This is a genomic window from Arthrobacter sp. YAF17 (assembly GCF_052113365.1).
Taxonomy (GTDB): Bacteria; Actinomycetota; Actinomycetes; order Actinomycetales; family Micrococcaceae; genus Arthrobacter.
This window is the reverse complement of sequence record NZ_JBFRDB010000010.1, coordinates 91,797-109,426: the sequence shown is the minus strand read 5'-3', so window position 1 is coordinate 109,426 and position 17,630 is coordinate 91,797. Positions and strand designations below refer to the sequence as shown.

Below are 17,630 nucleotides of genomic sequence, written 5' to 3'. Positions count from 1 at the left end.
GCCCAGTCTACCGCCGGGGCGGGCCCCCGGGGACGGTGTTCGTGGCTGCAATCAGATCCATCATGGCGGCATGTAGATGGGTGACCTGTTCGCGGGTCAGGCCCAGCCGGTCCATCATGGTTCCCGGCACGGCCGTGGCCTGTTGCCGGAGCGCTGCGCCCTCCGGGGTCAGGCCCACGGCAAGGGTCCGTTCGTCGCCGGGCACACGTTGGCGGGTGATGAAACCGGCCGTCTCCAGGCGGCGCAGGAGGGGCGAGATGGTCGCCGGTTCCTGGGCGAGGGCGTCGCTGATGTCGCGAACGGAACGTGGGCTGGATTCCCAGAGGCACAGCATTACGAGGTACTGGGGATGGGTCAGTCCGAGCTTGTCCAGTACGGGTTTGTACGCGCCGACCACGCTGCGCGAGGCCACAGTGAGGGCGAAGCAGAGCTGGTGTTCCAGCAGGAGGTCGTCCTGGGTTCCTTCGGTCACATCTGTCACGTGGGCCCTCCCTAGATAGTTAGTGCACTAATCATTAGCGTACACTGAAGGGGACGTCCCGTTCAGAGGAGTGGATAGTGATGGCAGAGGAAAGTACCGCAAACGCCTCCCAGAGGTTCATGCACAGGATGGGCAAGCTCCGCATGATCTTCGGACCGGCCAACCGCAGCGCCCTTGGGCACGAGATGACCGAGCAGAACCGGCAGTTGCTGGCCCAGCGCGAAGCCGAAACCCTGCAGTGGGAAACACTCCGCCGCCCCGACGGCAGCACCTATGTCGTGCCCCGCGACCCGGGGGACAAGTCGCTGCGGTAGGTTTACCCGGCCTGGCCCCAGGCTGAGATTCCCACCTGTCGGCGGCCATTCCTTTTCCCGCCGTCGGGCGTAAAATGAGGGCACTGGCCGTTCCGCATGACTCGAAGGCTGGAGAGGGGGTGGGAATTGTGGCACTTGCTCTGAGAAAAGCTGCACTGAGACAGCACCTGCACCCGTCCTCCTGGGCACGCTTCCTTTTCGGCCCTGCCTCGCGGGGAGATACCGCGGCGCCGGTCGTGCACAAAAATGACGACTACGAGCACGCCTCCGAAACGGACCTTGCCGGTTTCGAAGTGGAGACCGACGCGCAGGGACATCGCTACGCGGTCCGGAAGGAAGACCTTCCCAAGGAGGAAATCTGAACCTGGGCCCGCGGGGACATGAAAAGCGCGGGGCCCAACAAAGGGCGGACATGGCAAAGGGAGCGGCGGACGCCGCTCCCTTTGCCGGTTGAGCCTTGGTGCTACTCCAGGCGGGGCGCCTTAGCGGCCGGTGCCGCCATAGACCGTGGCCTCGTCTTCACTGTCCAGGTCGAAGGCCCGGTGAATCGCGCGCACGGCGTCGTCCAGAAGGTCCGCGTGCGTGACGACGGAAATCCGGATCTCCGACGTGGAAATCATGTTGATGTTGATCCCGGCCTCCGAAAGTGCCGCGAAGAACCGCGCCGAGACGCCGGGGTGGGAGCGCATGCCGGCGCCGATCAGCGACAGCTTGCCGATCTTCTCGTTGTACTCGATGCTCTCGAAGCCGATCCGGTCCTGCGCGGCATGCAGGGCGGCCAGGGCGTCGGCGCCTTCCACGATCGGCAGCGTGAACGAAATGTCGGTCCGGCCGGTGCCGTGGGTGGAGACGTTCTGGACGATCATGTCGATGTTCGAGTGCGCATCGGCGATGACCTGGAAGATCGCGGCGGCCTTGCCGGGGATATCGGGAACCCCCACAACGGTGACCTTGGCCTCGGAACGGTCGTGTGCAACTCCGGAGATGATTGGCTGCTCCAAGGCGACTCCCTCTTGCGTTGTGATCTTGTCGTCGGCGCCGGGCAGGACCCAGGTGCCTTCGTTCTGGCTGAATGAGGAACGGACGTGCAGGGGCACACCGAAACGGCGCGCGTATTCAACGCAGCGCAGGTGCAGGATCTTGGCGCCGGACGCCGCGAGCTCGAGCATTTCCTCGCTGGAGATCCGGTCAATCTTACGGGCGGACGGCACAACGCGAGGATCGGCGGTGTAGATCCCGTCGACGTCGGTATATATCTCGCACACATCGGCGTCGAGGGCGGCGGCCAGCGCCACTGCCGTCGTGTCCGAGCCGCCGCGGCCCAGGGTCGTAACTTCGTTGGTGGTCCGGCTCATGCCCTGGAATCCCGCGACGATCGCAACATGCCCCTTGTCCAGGGCGGTGCGGATGCGGTGCGGGTCGACGTCGATGATCCGGGCCTTGCCGTGGATGCCGTCGGTGATCATGCCGGCCTGGGAGCCGGTGAAGGACTGGGCCGAGGCGCCGAACTTGTTGATGGCCATGGCGAGCAGTGCCATGGAAATGCGTTCCCCGGCGGAAAGGAGCATGTCCATTTCCCGGGCCGGGGCAGAATCGGTGACCTGCGATGCGAGGTCCAGGAGCTCATCGGTGGTGTCGCCCATGGCAGACACAACCACGACCACCTCGTCGCCGGCGTTCTGGGCATCCACGATCCGCCGGGCCACGCGCTTAATGCCCTCCGCGTCCGCCACGGAGGAACCGCCGAACTTCTTCACCACAAGATGCTTCGTGGTGGTGGCAGAGACGGGCAGCTCCTGTGGCTGCGGTCCGGGGTGGACTTCTGTAGTGGGCAAACTCATGCGCGCACCCTCACTGGATCGGGGTTATGGGCCAAGCAACCAAACGGCGCGACGGCGTAACTTCTCCGCCCAGTTTATCGCCGTGGTGCCCCGGTTGCTGAATTGTGACCGCATGCCAGACACCTGGGCTCCGGCTCCACGGGACATGCCCTCCGTCGCGGCCCACGACCGGACATGCGCTCCGACCCGTCCGCACATGCCCTCCGGCAGGGCCGGCGGATGGACATATCGGCACTATGTCCATTCCTGGGCGCAGGAGCTGGGCATGTCCACAGCGGGGTTACATCGGGGCGGAGGATGTCACCGATGTGATCCGGGGTCCCCGCTCAGCTCAGGGCGTTGCGGCGGCCTTCGAAGGCGCGGCCCAGGGTGACCTCGTCGGCGTACTCGAGGTCTCCTCCCACCGGCAGGCCCGATGCCAGCCGGGTGACGGCGATGCCGATCGACTTCAGCATGCGCGCCAGGTAGGTCGCGGTGGCCTCGCCCTCAAGGTTGGGGTCCGTCGCGATGATGATTTCCTGGATGGCGCCGTCGTTGAGGCGGGTAAGCAGTTCGCGGATCCGGAGCTGCTCGGGCCCGATGCCGGCGATGGGGTTAATGGCCCCGCCCAGCACATGGTACCGGCCGCGGAAGGAGCGGGTGCGTTCGACGGCGAGGACGTCCTTGGATTCCTCGACGACGCAGATGATCGAGGGGTCCCGGCGTGGGTCGCGGCAGATATTGCAGAGTTCCTGCTCCGTCACGTTGCCGCACACCGTGCAGAATTTGACCCGTTCCTTGACCGTGGTGATGGCGTCCACGAGACGTTTCATGTCCTGCGGGTCGGCCTCAAGGATGTGGAAGGCCAGCCGCTGGGCGGACTTGGGTCCGACTCCGGGAAGGCGTCCGAGCTCGTCGATCAGCTCTTGAACTGCACCTTCGTACACAATGTCCTCGTTCGTTGGGGGTGATGGCGGGCCGAAGTTCGGCGGGGGCTAGAAGCGCGGCGGCAGCGGGCTTCCGTCCAGTGAGCGCTCTTCCACGAGTTTTCCGCCCAGGATGCGTTCGACGGCGGCCCGCCCGAAGACGCCCGATTCCTCGATCGTTTCGTCGTCCGCGCTCGGGATGTCCTGGACGTAGGTGGCGGTGGCGGCCGCGGCGCGGGCCGGAGCCTTGGCGCGTCCGGCCTCGGCTTCGGGGCTGTTGGACAGCCGCTGGTAGAGGCTTTGCCGGCCCGTCGTGGTTGGTTCGGCCGGGGGTGCAGGGGCCGCAAGTGGTGAGGCTGCTGCTGTGGTGAGCGAAGCGCTTGCCGGGGCTGAAGCTATGGCGGCGCCGGCCGGCACCAACTCGACGGAGTCTCCCCAGCCGTTCGACGACGTCTCCACTGGCTCATAGGCGGTGGACGCCGACACTGCTGCGGCGTAGTGCGGGACCTGGGCCGCCGCGGGTTCGTAATGCGGCGGTTCCGGCTCAGGGGTGGGCTCGGGCGCCACAGGCTCGTCCGGCCGGTGGCTCCCGATATTGGAATCCGTGCCGACAGCCCAGATCCCTGGGGCCTCCTCGACGGCGCGTGCCCACGGGTCGTCGGCGGTATCCGGCGTCTGGGGGGCAGGACCATTGGCAGGGGCCGGCTTGGACGCGGCGCGGGAGCGGGCCGGCGCGGCCTTCTTTTGGCCAACGGTCGCGGGCGCGGCGGCCGGCTGGACGGACCGCACCACGGCGGGCGCCGACGGGTCCCAGTCCATGGGCGGCTCCTCGTCCAGTGGCGGCGCGTCCTCGTCGCGCGGCGGGCCCCAGTCATCGTCCGGGTAGGCGTAGGATCCGGCGCCCTCAGACGAGGCGCCCGGCGGTTCGTTTGCCGGCGCGGGCACGGGGGTTTCCGAAGGGGCAACAGTCCCCGGAGCGGGGGACGGCGCCTGGGTAGCTGGTGCCCGGGGCGGAGCCACCGGAGATGCGGGAGCCTGGGCAACCGGGGAGGTCGCTGCAGTTGGAGGAGCCGGAGTGACGGCAATGGTCGCTGCAGCCGGAGCCGACGGGGGCTGGGCGGCGGGCGCCGACGGCGGCTGGGCGGCAGGCGCCGACTTCGGTGCCTCGGCGTGCGACGGGGCGGCTTGAACCGGGACGGATGGAACCGCGACGTCCGCCGGGGGCAGACCCCAGTCAGCGTCGGTGGACGTGGCCGGGACGTCCCGGCTAACGGGTGCTTTTGGGTTTGGCTCAGAGCTCGCTGCGCTGTTGCTTCCACTGGCCACTGCGGTGATCTGGCATTCGATGCCGATGGTCTTGTGGATCGCCTGCCGCAGGTTCTCGGAGTGGTCCGCCCGGCCGAACGCCCCGGCCAGCCCGGAGGTGGTGAAAGCAAGCGTCAGGACGTGGTCCTCGAAGTGGCCCACCTGGGCATTCGGTTCGACGAGGGCCCAGGTGCTCCGTTTGATCTTGGTCAGCGTCTGCAGGATCTCCGGCCAGGCACGGCGGAGGACCTCGACGTCGGGACCGGATCCGGAACCGGAACCGGACACCGCGRCGGGCGCTGCCGCAGGAGGCAAAGGGGCCGGCTGGTTCTGGACCGGTGCTGCAGCTGCCAGTGCGGACGGAGCGGGCGCGGACGGGGCGGGCGCGGAGGGGACAGGTGCCGCCGGGGCCGTGCCGGAGGGAGCCGGAGCGGGTGACGCGACGGGTRCCGGAGCCGGCGGCACGGGCGCGGAAGCCTGGGGAGCCGTGGCTCGCCCGGAAGCCGCGCGGTTGGCTACGGCGGGCTCATCGACGGGCCAGTCGCCGGTGCTGACACGCGGCGGGGTAAGCGTTTCCCTGGCCGGTTCGGCGTCGCGCTCAGGTGCCAAGCCAGGGGTGGCGGCCGTCGGAGCTGCCGCTGCCGGAACCGCCGGGGCTGCCGCCGCCGGGACCGGAGCCGTCGGAGCCGCGGGAGCCCCGACGTCGTTCCCGGCGTAATTCAGGCGCCGTTCCACGCGGTCGATGCGGGCGGCAATTCCGCGCTCAGTCTGCTCGGAGGACGGCAGCAGGATGCGGGCACACAGCAGCTCGAGGTGCAGCCGAGGGGAAGTGGCGCCGGTCATCTCGGTCAGGGCGGTGTTGGTGACATCCGCTGCCCGGGACAGCTCGGCCGCGCCGAGGTTGTGGGCCTGGTTTTGCATGCGCGCGATCTGGTCTGCGGGCATGCCGCGGAGGATCGACTGGGCGCTTTCCGGCATGGCCTGGACGATGATGAGGTCCCGGAAGCGCTCGAGCAGGTCCTCCACGAAACGGCGGGGATCATGTCCGGTCTGGATGACGCGGTCCACTGCGCGGAACACGGTGGCGGCGTCGGAGGCAGCCACGGCCTCCACGACGTCGTCGAGGAGGGAGGCATGGGTGTAGCCCAGCAGGGCGACGGCGAGTTCGTAGTCCAGGCCGTTTGGTCCGGCGCCGGCCATGAGCTGGTCCAGTACGGAGAGCGAGTCACGGACGGAACCGCCGCCGGCGCGGATGACGAGCGAGAGCACGCCGGGCGCAACGGGGACGTTCTCCTGCGTGCAGAGCAGCTCGAGGTAAGCCATGAGCGGCTCCGGCGGCACCAGCCGGAACGGGTAGTGGTGCGTGCGGGAGCGGATGGTTCCGATGACCTTGTCCGGCTCCGTGGTGGCGAAGATGAACTTGATGTGTTCCGGCGGTTCTTCGACGATCTTAAGCAGGGCGTTAAAGCCGGCGGACGTGACCATGTGGGCCTCGTCAATGATGAAGATTTTGTAGCGGTCCCGGACGGGGGCGTAGGTGGCCCGTTCGCGGAGGTCGCGGGCGTCGTCCACACCGCCGTGGCTGGCGGCGTCGATTTCGATGACGTCCAGGGATCCGGAGCCGCCGCGGGCGAGCTCGACGCAGCTGGGGCACTTGCCGCAGGGGGTGTCCGTGGGGCCCTCGGCGCAGTTCAGGCAACGGGCGAGGATGCGGGCCGATGTCGTTTTTCCGCAACCGCGCGGGCCCGAAAAGAGGTAGGCGTGGTTCACGCGGTTCTTGCGCAGGGCCGTCATCAACGGCTCGGTGACGTGTTCCTGCCCGATAACGTCCGCGAACGAATCGGGGCGGTATCTACGGTAAAGAGCGGTAGTAACAGTCACAGCTAAACCCTACCAATCGGCACAGACATAAAAGACCCCTCATGCACCCGCCAGAGCCCATTTACCCTTGCTACCTTCCGGTCCTGGGGGAGTTCAACAGGATGACGCCACATGAGGGGCCGTCAGCAAGTTTACCCGACGATCGAGTGTGCCCCGAATCGTGCACTTTTGGCCCGGGAAATCACGGCGGACATGCCCGTTTTGGCTGCCGGAGTGGGCATGGCAGGAGGGTGTCCGTCGGTCGCGGCGGGAGCGGGGCATGTCCCGTTGGTGCGGGGGGGGCTGAGAGCCAATTGGGCGATGCCGGGAAGTTCAGGTAGTCTAGTATCTGCTTTTGATTCAGAAGCTACTGGAGAATTCGCCTAGCGGCCTATGGCGCACGCCTGGAACGCGTGTTGGGTTAACGCCCTCGGGGGTTCAAATCCCCCATTCTCCGCGGTTGGCCCCGGTCCCTTGGACCGGGGCCTTTTTGCATCCCCTAGCAGTTCCCGGGACTCCCCTCCCCGACCCCGGCCCGACCCCGGACCGGGACCGTTCAGTCCTCAGGCCTGGTAGCCCAGCCTGCGGAGCCGGGCCCGGGCAGCCTGCTCGCTCGGTCCCATCCGGCCCAGTGCAAGATGAACGACGCCGAGTGTCACCCTGGTGGCCAGGCGCACAGGCAAGGGGAGCGGGCCCAGCCGCGCGGTCCGGAGGCCCAGCAGCTCGCGGTATTTGGGCTCGAGGCTCAACACGGCCGCCGCGAACAGTACCCGGTAGCCCGGCCTCAGCGCGGGGTGGAGCGGCGGATTACGGATGAACGCCACCGTCTCGGCGACTCTTGCGTCGGAACGGAGCTCACCGGCGTCGTACCAGTGGTCCAGCTGACGGCGCATGGCCTCCTCGCTGCGCGGCGGGGACTCCACACCCATCAATTCGCCGGCTTGCGCCCACTCGCGCACGTAGGCATCGGGGCCGCCCGGGATCGTCCGGCCCCAGATCTTGTGCGCCGAGAGGAACGCGTCGGTGAATGCGATATGGACCCAGCGGAGCAGTTCCGGATCATTCGCCATGTAGCTCCGGGGAATCCCGTGCCCGTCCACATAGTCCCCGCGCACCGATTCGTGCAGCCGGAGCACCCAGTCGGAGGCTGCCCGGGCCGCGGCGGTTGAGCCATAGGACACCGTGAAGATCCAGCGGATGGTTCCCGCAAGCCGGCCCAGCGGATCCTCGCGGAATCGGGAGTGGTCATGGACGCCGGCCAGCGCGCCGGGATGGAGCGCCTGCATCAGCAGGGCCCGAATGCCCGCCACAATCGTCGGCATGTCCCCATGCACGGCCCAGACCGCGGAACCTGGCCGGTGGAAACCAGGATCGTCGCCTTCCGCCAGCCGCGGCACCCACTCCGGCACGGCGTCCCGGGTCCCGGTAAACGTCTGCTTGAGTTCGGCCTGCCATTCCCTAAGGACGTTGCGCATACTCCATTCTCGCCCACGGCTGCCATGCCCAGTACTTGCCACGATACCTAGTGCTACTGGGCCGCCACTTGTGTTTGAAAGGGGTAGCTTTTACGGTTCCCAGTGCCACCCGATTGTGGTCCCATAGGAACGTGAGTCCGCGAAAAGGGGGACTGGCGGACAGAATGCAGGAGTCACGTCGTGGGAAAACACTGGGGAAACTCATCGAGTGAGCAGGCAGTCAGAGCGCGCATCGTTGCTGTGCGCTGTTTGTCCGGGGGTTTCTGCCTTTCGCTGGCGGTCCTGACCTTTGGAGTCCCGGGCCTGTCCGGCACCGGAGCCGCGGTTACGCCGACCCCGGCGCTGGCCTCCGGCGTTGTGGGACCCGGCGTCCTGGACCCGGGAACCACCGGCGCTCCCACCGGCCCGGGCGCTGAGGCCGTGGCCCCGTCAACTTTCACGGCAGACGCCCTGGCGCTCGTGGCCTACACCCGGTCCACGGTCGTGACGACCTCCAAAGACGGCGTTCCAGGTGAACTCAACGTAGCGTCCGCCGGGCTGAGGCGGCCGGCAGAGGGCTTTCTTATGGCGCCCCTAGAATCGCTTTTCGAGTCCTCGCCGTTCGGGCTGCGGACCAGCCCAATCACAGGGTCATCGGGTGAATTTCACTGGGGGCAGGACTACGCCGCGGCCTGTGGCACCCGGGTATATTCAGCAGACTCCGGAGTTGTGCGCGCAGTCGGCTGGCACCCGTGGGGTGGCGGAAACCGCGTAGAAATCGACCACGGCAACGGGCTCATCACCACTTACAATCACCTGGAAGCGATCGCCGTCCAGAAGGGGGACTCGGTTCGGGTGGGCGAGGTCATTGCCCGGGTGGGGACCACGGGATCGTCCACCGGCTGCCACCTGCATTTTGAGACCATCCTGAACGGTTCCCACAAGAACCCCCACGACTGGACGCTGTTGCCGATCACACAGACTGACCAGCTGGGCACCATCGACATGATCAGCTACGCCCCCGACGCCGGCAAGCCGTCCAACACGTCCCTCGGCTGGGCCATTCCGGTGTCCGAAGACAGGACGCACGTGGTGGCCGGCGGAGCCAACGAATCGCCCGCCTCGGCGTGGTCTGGCACGCCGTCTTCGCCTGCGGCCGCGCCCACTTCGCCGACCGGGGACGCCCTGTCACCGACGAAGACCCGATCGGACACGCCCACGCCTGAACCCAGCCAGCCGCCGAGCGGATCCCCAGGGGGAACCACAGCGCCGGGAGATTTCCATTTTCCGAGTGACACCCCCTCCGCAAGCAACCCCCCGCCGCCCGGCACTACAACGCCGCCGCCCGGCACTACAACGCCGCCGCCCGCGGAAACCCCGACGCCGACTCTGTCCCCGGAGCCCACCACGCCGCCAGTGCCGCCCCCGTCCGTTGTGGAACCCGTGCCGCCGCCTCCCGTTGAGGAACCTGTGCTGCCACCGCCCACGTTGGCACCCACCGGCGATCCTGCGCCTCCGCCGCCACCTCCGCCCGTTGTGATACCTGCGCCGCCTCCGCCCGTCGTTATTCCCGCGCCGCCTCCGCCCGTCGTGATACCTCCGCCGCCACCTCCGCCCGTCGTGATACCTGCGCCGCCACCGCCGCCACCGCCGGTGCCCACGTCGGCACCTGCACCGCCCACCCAGTCCACTGAACCGTCGGCGCCCATTGACCCGTCGTTGACACCCGGACCGTAGCAGGCATAAACCCATACACTCGCGCGTTGGTATCGAATGACTATCGAAATTAACCCCGGACACCGTCCGGAACACGATCTTCACTCCGACTTCGCGAGGAACCCGCCCATGACCTCTCTCCACAGCATTCCGCTCACTTTGATAGATGGAACGGACACCGACTTTGGCCGCTTCAAGGGCGAAGTGGTGCTGGTGGTGAACGTCGCGTCCCAGTGCGGGTTCACTCCGCAGTACGCAGGACTTGAGGCCCTGCACAACAAATTCCGCGATCAGGGCTTCCAGGTCCTCGGCGTCCCGTGCAACCAGTTCGCAGGCCAGGAGCCTGCCGCGGACTCCGAGATCGCCGAATTCTGCGAACGGAACTTCGGCGTCACTTTCCCGCTTACCACCAAGGCGAATGTCCGCGGCAGGAAGCAGCACCCGCTCTACGCCGAGCTCACCAAATTCAGGAACGGCGTCCTGCCGGGATTGGTGAAATGGAACTTTGAGAAGTTCCTCGTGAACCGCGACGGCGTCGTAGTGGCCCGTTTCGCCCCGACGGTGGAGCCGGACGCGCCGGACGTCATTGAGGCGGTTGAGTCGGCTCTCAGCTGAGAGCCGACTCCCAGACCGCAAGGGGACAAGGGCCCCTATCCCTAAGCATGCTTCCCGCCTAGACTGGCCGGACCTTCCAAGTAAATGGGGCACGCCCACGTCCCCGACGCGCGTCAGCGCGCCGGCCGGACTGCCGCCGAACGCCCGGGGAAGGTACATCAGCACGCTTCGGAAATCACAACTGGACACTCTTATTGGGGGTCCGTGTAACCAGGAGGAAAGTGATGACAGGGAACAAAGCCGTTGCCTACAAGGGGCCGGGCAAGGTCGAACTGATCGACATTGACTACCCCACCTTCGAACTTAAAGACGGCCCGGGGGTCAACCCCGCGAACGTAGGGCGCCCGGTGCGCCATGGAGTGATCCTCAAAACCGTCGCCACGAACATCTGCGGCTCGGACCAGCACATGGTCCGTGGCCGCACCACCGCGCCTTCTGACTTGGTGCTCGGTCACGAAATCACCGGTGAAGTGGTGGAGGTCGGGCCGGACGTCGAGTTCATCAAGGTGGGGGACATCTGTTCCGTCCCCTTCAACATCGCCTGCGGACGCTGCCGGAACTGCAAGGAGCGCAAGACCGGCATTTGCCTGAACGTCAACCCGGCCCGCCCCGGTGCGGCCTACGGATATGTGGACATGGGCGGGTGGGTCGGCGGCCAGGCCAACTACGTCCTGGTGCCATACGCGGACTGGAACCTGCTGAAGTTCCCGGACAAGGACCAGGCCCTCGAGAAGATGATGGACCTGACGATGCTGTCAGATATCTTTCCGACCGGCTTCCACGGCGCCGTCACTGCCGGCGTCGGAGTCGGCTCCACCGTGTACATCGCGGGAGCCGGCCCGGTCGGGCTGGCCGCGGCGACCAGTGCCCAGCTGCTGGGCGCCGCCGTCGTGATTGTCGGCGACATGAATGCGGACCGGCTGAAGCAGGCGCGGAGCTTCGGCTGCGAAACCATCGACCTTTCCCAGGGCGGGCCCGCCGAGCAGATCGAGCAGATCCTGGGCGTTCCGGAAGTCGACTGCGGCGTCGACGCCGTCGGATTCGAAGCCAGGGGACATGGCCACGACGCCAAGGAAGCTCCGGCAACGGTGCTCAACTCGCTGATGGAGATCACGGCGGCCGGCGGAGCGCTCGGCATCCCCGGGCTCTACGTCACCGGGGATCCAGGCGGCATCGATGAGGCGGCCAAGAAGGGCGCCCTCTCACTCAGCCTGGGCACCGGCTGGGCCAAGTCGCTGAGCTTCACCACCGGCCAGTGTCCGGTGATGAAGTACAACCGCCAGCTGATGATGGCCATCCTGCATGACAAGGTCCACATCGCCAAGAACGTCAACGCCAAGGCGATCACGCTGGAGGATGCGCCGAAGGGTTACGCGGAATTCGACGCCGGCGCGGCCACGAAGTACGTGCTGAACCCGAACGGCTACCTGAACTAGCCGCCAAGTACCTGAGTAAGGAGTTTCCGGCGGACACATACCGAGGCAGGTATGTGTCCGCCGGATTACTCGTTGTTGCCGTTTTTTCAAACATGCCTACTGGAGTTTGCACATTGTTGGCCGAATGTCTGATTGGATAGATATTACTGAGAGGGAAGCAGGGGGCTACCGCCCCCACCCAACCAGGAAGGTAGCAATGGAGCCCATCGAGGCCGAGCACCCCCGGCCACGTCATTTTCTACTCCATCTGAGTGACCCCCATCTGCTGGGAGGTACGGCACCGCTGCATGGTGTGGTCGACAGCGACGCCCTGCTCCAACAACTCTTCGACGAAGTGCTGGCTTCCGGCGCGCGCCCCGAAGCTGTGATCTTCACCGGCGATCTCGCCGACCGGGGGGAACCCGAGGCCTACGCGAAGCTGCGGGCCATCGTGGAGCCCGCCTGCCAGGCGCTGGGCGCGAAGGTCATCTGGGCGATGGGAAACCACGACAACCGGGAGAACTTCCGCACCGGCCTGCTGGATCTGCCGGCCGACGATGCCCCCGTGGACCATACGTACTTCATCAACGGGCTGCGGATCATCACCCTCGACACCTCTGTCCCGGGCTTCCACCACGGCGAGCTGAGCCCTGAACAGCTGGAGTGGCTTGGGGCCGAACTCGCCACCCCCGCGCCGGACGGAACGATCCTTGCCCTGCACCACCCGCCGGTACCCTCGGTCCTTGACCTCGCCGTCTTGGTGGAGCTGCGAAACCAGTCGGCACTGGCCGGAGTCCTGCGGAACTCCGACGTCCGGGCCATCCTGGGAGGCCACCTGCACTACTCGACGACGGCGACCTTCGCCGGGATCCCGGTCTCCGTCGCGTCAGCCACCTGTTACACGCAGGACCTTAACGTAGAGGTAGGCGGAACCCGCGGACGCGACGGCGGCCAGGCGTTCAACCTCGTGCATGTCTACGAGCACACGGTTGTGCATTCCGTGGTTCTCCTCGGCGACACCCCGGCGGTCGGCGAGCTCGTCACCGCAGCGGAGACGCAGCGGAGGATCTCGGCGGCAGGAATCCGGATCCCTTCCAAGGCGAAGCTCGAGGACCCGGCCAGGACCCCGGGCAACCGCCGGCTGACCGCCAGCAACTGACCGCCGGCTGCTGGCGGCTGCCTCTGTCAGGCTACTTTTCCCAGGGCGCCTTGATCGGGTAATACTTCTCCAGGAAGTCCGTCACGATCTCGGCCCTTTCCTCGGCCGCGACCTCGGGGAAGCTGCCGTCATTGAGGCAGAAGAAGTCCATGTTCCGCTTGGCGAGCAGTTTGGGCAGGTAGTTGAGCCCTGCCCTGGCGGTGGTGTCCACATAACGCACCTTGGCCGCCGTCTGGGTGACGGCCCGGCCGGTCAGCAGCGCGTAGTAGTGGTAGAACGAGTTGGTCACCGAGATGTTGTCCGCCGCGCGGAACGTGCTGGCTGCCGTCTTGGCGAACTCCGCCGGGAACTCCTGCTCCATCTTGGCCACGACGCTGCGGCGCAGCGGGGCGGCCGTGTGTTCCAAGTGCCGGGTGGTGATCCGGCCGAAGCGGTTCCACAGCAGTTTGCGGTTCACCCGGGCTGCATTCTCGAAACCGCTGCGCTCGGCGTCGTTGTCGCCGAGCCCGATCCGGGTTTCCGCCTCGATGAACTTCGTGATGCCGCCGGGGGTGAAGAACATGTCCGGTCCGACCGCGCGGCCGAAGAACATGTCGTCGTTCGAGTACAGGAAGTGCTCGGACAGGCCGTCGATGTGGTGGAGCTGGCACTCCACGGCCTGCGAGTTGTGGGTGGGCAGCACGGAGGGGTCCGCGAAGAACTCCTCGCTGCGGACTATCGTGACGCCCGGGTGGTCGGCCAGCCAGGAGGGGGTGGGGGAGTCGGTGGCGATGAAGATCCGGCGGATCCAGGGCGCGAACATGTACACCGAGCGCAGCGCGTACTTGAGCTCGTCGATCTGCCGGAACCGGGCTTCGTGGTCGTCGCCTTCACCCACGACGACGCCGGCCATCCGCGCGCGGCGGGCCGCAATGTATTCCGGGGAGCTGCCATCGACCCAGGAGAACACGAGATCAACATCGAAGCTGATGTCACTGGCGTGGTCCGCGAACATGTTCTCGATGGTGGGCCAGGTGCTGCCGTAGCGTTCCACGGTTCCGCGGACGGCGTCCTGGGCCAGGAGCGTGCGGCGGGTCAGCGAGTTCTCGATCGGGAGGATCAGCTGGTCGCCTTCGAAACTCCACAGTTCCAGCTGCACGCCGGCTGAGGCGCCGAACTCAAAGCCGCCTTCCGGTTCGACCCGGGGGCGGTACAGCCGGAAGATCCGGGACTGCCGGTTGGGGGAAAGCTCCCCGTCGGCCACCAGCACCGAGGACTTCTTTTTCGCGTCGACGCTCATCGAGTAGAAAGGCTCGTCGTGGCAGGCCGCCACGAGCGCATCGCGGAGTTCCTTCCGGTCCTTCCAGTCCACGGCAATGACCGGCCGGTGGTTGTTCCCGCGGACCAGGAGATAGTCGAGGCCGGCGCCATCAAGCAGTGCTCGGATGAACATCAGGTCCTCGACCATGGCCTGGTACGGCGTACGGTTCTCATTGATCAGGCCGTACCGGCCGCGCCGGCGCACAACGTCCTGGCGGGTCCGGAACCTCGCGACGGCGGCCGCGGAGGTGACCTCATCGTGGGCTTCTACCGATGCCTGGCTGCCGTAGTAGATCTCGTCCTGGACCAATGAGTCTGTAATGTCGCTTCTCCGTGATTCTTTGCGTGGATGTGTCCCTGCTTGCATGATATCGCCCGCTCCAAAATCGCCGTGAGAATCCGCGGTTGAAACGCCGCCGGTGTGGGCCGCAACGGCCCTTCGTCCTGCCCTGCCACCCTGCGTTCGCAGGGTGGTTCCGCCCGCCGGTTCAGCCGGCGAGGGCAGTGCGCCAGCCGCGCAGGAAGGCCGCCCCGGCGTCGTCGTGGATGATGTCCTCACCCAGCCCCAGATCTGCCGCGGTGAGCACCTCGTATGGTTTCACCGGGACGCCGTCGGCAGGACGGACGTCGACGTGTTTCACCGGGTGGTCGTTGTGGTGCAGCCAGTCGGCCATGGCGTAGTCGGTGCGGGAGTCGCCCACGGTGCGCCAGGCCTGCGGGGTGACGCCCTGGGCCGCCAGCAGTTCCACAGCCCGGCTCGCGCCGAGGTCCTTGCCGAGCCGGACCGATTCGATGTCGGTGGAGATGATGGTCGGATCCACGCGGTAGTCGATCCGGTCATCGGAATCGGGGGCATGGTGGTCCAGCCGCACCACTCCAAGGCCATGCCGGCCCATCAGTTCCATGGCATCGGCGTCGAACAGCTGCTGCTCGTCCCGGTAGTCGGAGTTCTCGACCGAGATGTGCTGCTCCACGGAGACCATCGCCAGCTTGGTCTCGTCAAAGAACATGTGGCTGGCGTAGTCCTCGGCCACGAGCCGGCGGACGTCGTCGCCGAACGCCCGCGGGATGGCCAGGTCGTGATCGACGTGGACTGCGCCGGGGCCGGCGGAGGTGTAGCTGAACCAGACCGCGCCCTTCTCGCAGATGGCGTGGATGAGGATGTCTTCCGGCATCCCGGCGGCCATCATCGGCTCCATCACCTGCTCGCGGATGAACGCGGCGGAACGGCCGGTGTTGAAAATGACCGGGATTCCCGCAGCGGCCAGCGCCAGGAGGTCCGCGATGATCGCGGGCTGTACCGCGCGGGTGACGGGACTCGCCACGGGACCGTCGACGTCGAGCAGCAGTGCCAGGGGCGGGGCCGACGGCGAGTGGGAAGCTGGGGTCTCGGGAGGTGTCATGGCTCCATTCTCCCAGCCGGCGGGCGTCTTTGCATGTGTTGTGGACCGTGCCGCCGGCAAGGTCTTCACTGTGACAGCAAGGGCAGGACGGTGTGACAAATGGTTACCGTTTGGCTACAACCTCCCGACGCGGGGAGTCGCGGATTCCTTTGGCAGTCCAAGTTACTTAGGCTTGCAGGGTGATATTCAAAGCCGTGGGCGAGGGACGCCCGTACCCCGACCATGGTTACAGCACGCCCAAGGACTGGGCGGCCCTGCCGCCGCGGCCGGTCCGGCTGGACGAACTGGTGACCACCAAGCGCACCCTGGACCTTGAGGCGTTGCTGGCGGAGGACTCGACGTTCTTCGGCGATCTGTTCCCCCACGTCGTGGAGTACCGCGGCGTCCTGTACCTGGAGGACGGACTGCACCGGGCTGTCCGCACCGCGTTGCACCAGCGCACGGCGATCCACGCGCGCGTGCTGGTGATAAATGGCTAGGAAGCCGAAGGACGTCACCGTCCTGCACGGGCACCAGGTCATTTCCGGCGCGGATTTGCGCGCCACCTTCGTGGAGGATGACGAACTGCGCGTCAACCCTTTCAGAATGCGGAGGCGTATCCTGCACGGCGTGGTCCTGGTGCTGCTGCTCGGGCTGGTTGCCGCCGGAATTGTGGTTGCGATAGCAATCATGAACGGCCAGATCAAGATCCCGACGGCGGAGCGCAGCCAGGCTGCCGCGTCCGTCTGCCCGGAGGCGATGTATGACTACACCCCGCCGGAGAAGGTTAATCTCAACGTGTTCAACTCGACGTCCCGTCCGGGCCTGGCCCGGTCCGTGGCCGACGAATTCGCGGCCCGCAAATTCATGGTCGGGAACGTCGCCAACACGACGTCCAGCTACCGGGGAGTGGCGTTGATTGTTTCCGGCGCCGCAGGCCAGTCTGCGGCGTTCAGTGTCCAGCGCAACCTGCCCGGCTCGGACTACTTCCAGGACGCCCGGACGGACCCGAGCGTGGACGTCATCCTCACCGGAGACTTCAAGGAATTGGCCAAGCCGGAACTGGTCGACCAGACGCCGGGCCAACTCACCTGCCCGCGCGAGGACCGGCGGATCGTGGACGAATCGGAGTGGCCCGTACTGCCGACGGCGACGCCGGCTCCCGGCAGCTAGCTTTGTCCACCCGGCACTCCGGGCCCACGCGGCGTCAGGAGTGCAGGCGGAGGGGACGGCCGTCGTCGTCGAACCGGGCCCCGGCGCCGAGCTGGACGAACTGCACGGTGCGGGCCAGCCGGGCTTCCGCCTCCGCGTCCTGGCCCGCACCGTCACCACGGGCGGCGCTGGAGGACAGGGTTCCATGGATGAGCTGCGCGAGCTGGGCAATGTCCGCCTCCGGCAGGAAACCCTGGGCGACGCCGTCCCGCAGGATGCCCTGCAGGAGCACACTGAGTTCCCCGACGTGGTCCGCAAGCTTCGCGAACGACGCCGGGGACAGCACGGCGCCCATGGCGGGTCCTGGCGGCAGGTGGCGCCGGCTGAGGTCCTCGACCTGGGCCCGCACGTACAGGGCCAGGCGGTCCACCGGGTTCTCCAGCGAGTCCAGCGATTCCCGCAGGTCAACCAGGAACCGCTCGGTCTCGTCCAGCGCGTAGGCGATCAGGAGCTCTTCGATGTCCGCGTAGTAGTTGTAGACCGCGGTGCGGCCGATCCGTGCGTGACGGGCGACGTCGGTCATGGTCAGCCCCGGCAGCCCATGGGTGAAGAGGAGCTCGCCGAAGGCCGTCAGGATGCGGTGCTGGGTCTCGGCGCGTTGGGCGGCGTTGCTCGCGGCCGAAATCCTGGGCATACAGACACTTTAGCGCGATCTGTCAGCAAAATCGGCTG

The 17,630-nt window shown here is 66.8% G+C and carries 16 protein-coding genes, 1 tRNA gene and 1 other RNA gene; 9 read left to right on the top strand and 9 right to left on the bottom strand.

Going from position 1 to position 17,630, the window contains the following annotated elements:
• Nucleotides 1-7: 7 nt before the first annotated feature.
• The gene (locus AB4Y67_RS10405; RefSeq protein ID WP_441405694.1) at nucleotides 8-481 is read right to left on the bottom strand and encodes a MarR family winged helix-turn-helix transcriptional regulator; all 474 of its coding nucleotides are present in this window, start codon (nucleotides 479-481) and stop codon (nucleotides 8-10) included.
• An 80-nt stretch (nucleotides 482-561) separates the two neighbouring features.
• On the opposite strand from AB4Y67_RS10405, the gene AB4Y67_RS10400 reads away from it, so the two are divergent.
• Together AB4Y67_RS10400 and AB4Y67_RS10395 are read left to right on the top strand one after the other, a co-directional pair.
• Complete coding sequence (locus AB4Y67_RS10400) at nucleotides 562-795, top strand: hypothetical protein (protein WP_441405693.1); 234 nt, start codon at nucleotides 562-564, stop codon at nucleotides 793-795.
• 236 nt (nucleotides 796-1,031) lie between these two features.
• Complete coding sequence (locus AB4Y67_RS10395; RefSeq protein ID WP_441405692.1) at nucleotides 1,032-1,157, top strand: hypothetical protein; 126 nt, start codon at nucleotides 1,032-1,034, stop codon at nucleotides 1,155-1,157.
• Between the two features lie 120 nt (nucleotides 1,158-1,277).
• On the opposite strand, the gene AB4Y67_RS10390 is transcribed toward AB4Y67_RS10395, so the two are convergent.
• The 4 genes from AB4Y67_RS10390 to ffs all read right to left on the bottom strand — a co-directional run bounded on the left by AB4Y67_RS10390 (nucleotide 1,278) and on the right by ffs (nucleotide 6,851).
• Nucleotides 1,278-2,636 (bottom strand): aspartate kinase, encoded by a 1,359-nt coding sequence (locus AB4Y67_RS10390; RefSeq protein WP_441405691.1) that lies wholly within the window; start codon nucleotides 2,634-2,636, stop codon nucleotides 1,278-1,280.
• Nucleotides 2,637-2,962: 326 nt separating this feature from the next.
• Nucleotides 2,963-3,562 (bottom strand): recombination mediator RecR, encoded by a 600-nt coding sequence (recR, locus tag AB4Y67_RS10385; protein WP_069950546.1) that lies wholly within the window; start codon nucleotides 3,560-3,562, stop codon nucleotides 2,963-2,965.
• A 48-nt stretch (nucleotides 3,563-3,610) separates the two neighbouring features.
• Nucleotides 3,611-6,727 carry a DNA polymerase III subunit gamma and tau gene (locus AB4Y67_RS10380; protein WP_441405690.1) on the bottom strand — a complete coding sequence of 1,039 codons (3,117 nt, stop codon included), beginning with the start codon at nucleotides 6,725-6,727 and terminating at the stop codon, nucleotides 3,611-3,613.
• 27 nt (nucleotides 6,728-6,754) lie between these two features.
• Nucleotides 6,755-6,851, bottom strand: an RNA gene (gene ffs / locus AB4Y67_RS10375) — signal recognition particle sRNA small type.
• A 227-nt stretch (nucleotides 6,852-7,078) separates the two neighbouring features.
• On the opposite strand from ffs, the gene AB4Y67_RS10370 reads away from it, so the two are divergent.
• A tRNA-Ser gene (locus tag AB4Y67_RS10370) sits at nucleotides 7,079-7,163 on the top strand.
• A gap of 106 nt (nucleotides 7,164-7,269) precedes the next feature.
• Here the strand turns inward: AB4Y67_RS10370 and AB4Y67_RS10365 are convergent.
• Nucleotides 7,270-8,181 (bottom strand): oxygenase MpaB family protein, encoded by a 912-nt coding sequence (locus tag AB4Y67_RS10365; RefSeq protein WP_441405689.1) that lies wholly within the window; start codon nucleotides 8,179-8,181, stop codon nucleotides 7,270-7,272.
• Between the two features lie 564 nt (nucleotides 8,182-8,745).
• On the opposite strand from AB4Y67_RS10365, the gene AB4Y67_RS10360 reads away from it, so the two are divergent.
• From AB4Y67_RS10360 to AB4Y67_RS10345, 4 genes are all read left to right on the top strand, one after another.
• On the top strand, nucleotides 8,746-9,897 hold the full coding sequence (locus tag AB4Y67_RS10360) for a M23 family metallopeptidase (protein ID WP_441405704.1): 1,152 nt from the start codon (nucleotides 8,746-8,748) through the stop codon (nucleotides 9,895-9,897).
• A 108-nt stretch (nucleotides 9,898-10,005) separates the two neighbouring features.
• Entirely contained in the window at nucleotides 10,006-10,491 is a 486-nt protein-coding gene (locus AB4Y67_RS10355) for a glutathione peroxidase (RefSeq protein ID WP_441405688.1), read from the top strand.
• Between the two features lie 224 nt (nucleotides 10,492-10,715).
• The gene (gene fdhA, locus AB4Y67_RS10350; protein WP_441405687.1) at nucleotides 10,716-11,927 is read left to right on the top strand and encodes a formaldehyde dehydrogenase, glutathione-independent; all 1,212 of its coding nucleotides are present in this window, start codon (nucleotides 10,716-10,718) and stop codon (nucleotides 11,925-11,927) included.
• A 196-nt stretch (nucleotides 11,928-12,123) separates the two neighbouring features.
• Nucleotides 12,124-13,065 carry a phosphodiesterase gene (locus tag AB4Y67_RS10345; protein WP_441405686.1) on the top strand — a complete coding sequence of 314 codons (942 nt, stop codon included), beginning with the start codon at nucleotides 12,124-12,126 and terminating at the stop codon, nucleotides 13,063-13,065.
• Nucleotides 13,066-13,096: 31 nt separating this feature from the next.
• On the opposite strand, the gene AB4Y67_RS10340 is transcribed toward AB4Y67_RS10345, so the two are convergent.
• Both AB4Y67_RS10340 and AB4Y67_RS10335 read right to left on the bottom strand, forming a co-directional pair.
• Nucleotides 13,097-14,731, bottom strand: a complete 1,635-nt coding sequence (locus tag AB4Y67_RS10340; RefSeq protein WP_441405685.1) for a stealth family protein — start codon at nucleotides 14,729-14,731, stop codon at nucleotides 13,097-13,099.
• 121 nt (nucleotides 14,732-14,852) lie between these two features.
• Complete coding sequence (locus tag AB4Y67_RS10335) at nucleotides 14,853-15,767, bottom strand: hypothetical protein (protein ID WP_441405684.1); 915 nt, start codon at nucleotides 15,765-15,767, stop codon at nucleotides 14,853-14,855.
• A 179-nt stretch (nucleotides 15,768-15,946) separates the two neighbouring features.
• On the opposite strand from AB4Y67_RS10335, the gene AB4Y67_RS10330 reads away from it, so the two are divergent.
• Nucleotides 15,947-16,246, top strand: coding sequence for a type II toxin-antitoxin system VapB family antitoxin (locus AB4Y67_RS10330; RefSeq protein ID WP_354350719.1), 300 nt, complete (start codon nucleotides 15,947-15,949; stop codon nucleotides 16,244-16,246).
• The gene (locus AB4Y67_RS10325) at nucleotides 16,239-16,919 is read left to right on the top strand and encodes a LytR C-terminal domain-containing protein (RefSeq protein WP_441405683.1); all 681 of its coding nucleotides are present in this window, start codon (nucleotides 16,239-16,241) and stop codon (nucleotides 16,917-16,919) included. The genes AB4Y67_RS10330 and AB4Y67_RS10325 overlap by 8 nt, the downstream gene beginning before the upstream one ends.
• A 34-nt stretch (nucleotides 16,920-16,953) precedes the next feature.
• On the opposite strand, the gene AB4Y67_RS10320 is transcribed toward AB4Y67_RS10325, so the two are convergent.
• Nucleotides 16,954-17,592, bottom strand: coding sequence for a TetR/AcrR family transcriptional regulator (locus tag AB4Y67_RS10320; protein WP_441405682.1), 639 nt, complete (start codon nucleotides 17,590-17,592; stop codon nucleotides 16,954-16,956).
• Nucleotides 17,593-17,630 lie beyond the last annotated feature (38 nt).